Consider the following 2,592-nt stretch of genomic DNA (forward strand, 5'->3'; position numbering starts at 1 on the left):
CTGCTGATGCCAGCCCCGAAGCCCCCGCCCTGATCGTCTACACCTCCGGCACCACCGGCCCGCCCAAGGGCGCCGTCATCCCCCGCCGGGCCATCGCCGCCACCCTGGACGCCCTCGCGGACGCCTGGCAGTGGACCGGCGACGACGTACTCGTGCACGGCCTCCCCCTCTTCCACGTACACGGCCTGATCCTCGGGATCCTCGGCCCGCTGCGCCGCGGGGGATCCGTACGGCATCTCGGCAGGTTCGAAACGGCAGGTGTGGCAAGGGAGTTGAGCGAGGGCGCCACCATGCTGTTCGGGGTGCCGACGATGTACCACCGGATCGCGGAGTCGCTGCCCGACGACCCGGCCCTCGCGAAGTCCCTGGCCAGGGCGCGGCTGCTGGTGTCGGGTTCGGCGGCCCTCCCCGTGCACGACCACGAACGGATCGCGGCGGCGACCGGGCGACGGGTCATCGAGCGGTACGGGATGACGGAGACCCTGATGAACACCAGCGTCCGCGCGGACGGCGAGCCGCGCGCCGGCACGGTCGGCGTCCCGCTGCCCGGCGTCGAGCTGCGGCTGACGGAGGAGGACGGGGTGACGGCCGTCGAGGCGTACGACGGCGAGACCGTCGGTGAGATCCAGGTCCGCGGGCCCAACCTCTTCACCGAGTATCTGAACCGTCCCGACGCGACGGCCGAGGCGTTCACGGAGGACGGCTGGTTCCGGACCGGGGACATGGCCGTGCGCGACCCCGACGGCTACGTACGCATCGTCGGCCGCAAGGCCACCGACCTCATCAAGAGCGGCGGCTACAAGATCGGCGCGGGCGAGATCGAGAACGCGCTCCTGGAGCATCCGGGCGTGCGCGAGGCCGCGGTCACCGGTGAGCCCGACGCCGACCTCGGCGAACGGATCGTGGCGTGGATCGTTCCGGCCGACCCTCAATCTCCCCCATCGGCCGAGGAGTTGGCCGACCATGTGGCCCGCCGCCTCGCGCCCCACAAACGGCCGCGGACTGTCCGCCACCTGGACGCCCTGCCTCGCAACGACATGGGCAAGATCATGAAGCGCGCGCTGCCCAATGTCTGACGGCCCCATGCCCGACGGTTCCATGTCCGACTCTGACGGTTCCATGTCCGACAGCCCGAGGTCCGACGGCTCGATGTCCGACAGCTCGATGCCTGACGGCCGGCGATCCACGGCCCGCGAGGCGATCGGTCTCGTCTCCGACGGCTTCACCGAACTCCCGGCCCCGGTGGGCGAGTACGCACCCGACGGCCCCCTGGCCTGGCAGGGTTACGACGCCTCACGCGCCCGCGCCGCCGAGCGCACCGGGGAGAAGGAGTCCGTCGTCTGCGGCACGGCGACGGTGGGCACGACTCACGCCGTGCTGATCTCGTTCGAGTTCGGCTTCCTGGGCGGGTCGCTGGGCGAGCGCACCGGGGACCGCCTTAAGGCGGCGCACACGTACGCGCGTGAGCACCGCCTCCCGGTCGTCTCCCTGATCGCGACGGGCGGCAGCCGGATGCAGGAGGGCATGCGCGCGTTGGTCCAACTCCAGCGCGTGGCACGGCAGTCGGCGCTCACCCGGCAGGCGGGGCTGCCGCAGCTCGCGGTCCTGCGGGACCCGACGACGGGCGGCGGCTGGGCCACGCTGGGCGCGGGCGCCGACGTGATCCTCGCGCTCCCGGGTGCCCAGGTGGGCTTCGCGGGTTCCCGGGTCCGGCCGCCGGACGCGGACCCGGCGGCGTACACGGCGGAGGCGCAGCTGGCGGCGGGTTCGATCGACGCGGTGGTTCCTCCGGAGGAGCTGCCGGGGGTACTGGCGCTCTGGCTGCGCCTGCTGACCGGCGGCGACGCCGGAGACGGGTCGCCCTCGTCCCGGCCCACGTCCCTCTCCGCCGCGCCACCTCCACCGGCCCTGGGCGACACCGACCTCCCGGCCACCGGCTGGGAAGCCGTACGCAACGCCCGCTCCCCCCGACGCCCCCGCGCCACCGCCTACCTGGACGCCTGCTTCACTCGCCGCGCGGCGATCAGCGGTGACCGCTGCGGCGGAACCGACGCCGGGATGCTCTGCGGCTTCGGCATACGGGCGCAGGACGGCCGTACGGTCGCGTACGCGGCCCAGACCGGCACCGCCACCCGTCCCGCCGGCTACCGCACGGCCACCCGCCTGATCCGCCTGGCGGACCGGCTCGGCATCCCCGTACTGACGCTGGTGGACACCCCGGGCGCGGCCAACGACGCGGAGGCGGAACGGCAGGGCGTGGGTGCGGCCATCGCGGACCTGTTCACCGCGGTGACCGAAGCAACCGTGCCGGTGACCACGCTGCTGATCGGCGAGGGCGGCTCGGGCGGCGCCCTGGCACTGGCGGCTCCCGGCAACACCTGGGCCACGCCGGACAGCTACTTCTCGGTGATCGCTCCGGAAATGGCGGCGGCAATCCTGAAACGCCCCGACGACCAGGTGAGCACCATGGCCGACCAACTCCGAGTGCGCCCGCAGGACCTGGTCGAGCTGGGGATCGTGCGGGGCATCACCGCGTCGCCCTCCACCCCGGCCCCATGACCACGGCACGCAGAAACCCCCGTTCAGCCGCAC

2 protein-coding genes are annotated in these 2,592 nt (G+C 73.3%); both read left to right on the top strand.

The features are described 5' to 3' along the window. A partial coding sequence (locus G5C60_RS50340) for an AMP-binding protein (protein ID WP_165270975.1) occupies positions 1 to 1,076 on the top strand: 1,076 nt, incomplete at its 5' end. Between the two features lie 43 nt (positions 1,077 to 1,119). Then, positions 1,120 to 2,559 (top strand): carboxyl transferase domain-containing protein, encoded by a 1,440-nt coding sequence (locus G5C60_RS50345; protein ID WP_420907494.1) that lies wholly within the window; start codon positions 1,120 to 1,122, stop codon positions 2,557 to 2,559. Positions 2,560 to 2,592: the final 33 nt, after the last annotated feature.

Source organism: Streptomyces scabichelini (assembly GCF_011045015.1).
GTDB classification, from domain to species: domain Bacteria; phylum Actinomycetota; class Actinomycetes; order Streptomycetales; family Streptomycetaceae; genus Streptomyces; species Streptomyces scabichelini.

Excerpts from the sequence above, each read along its gene's own strand:
- G5C60_RS50345 (WP_420907494.1), top strand. The coding sequence starts at position 1,120 with ATGTCCGACAGCCCGAGGTCCGACGGCTCGATGTCCGACAGCTCGATG.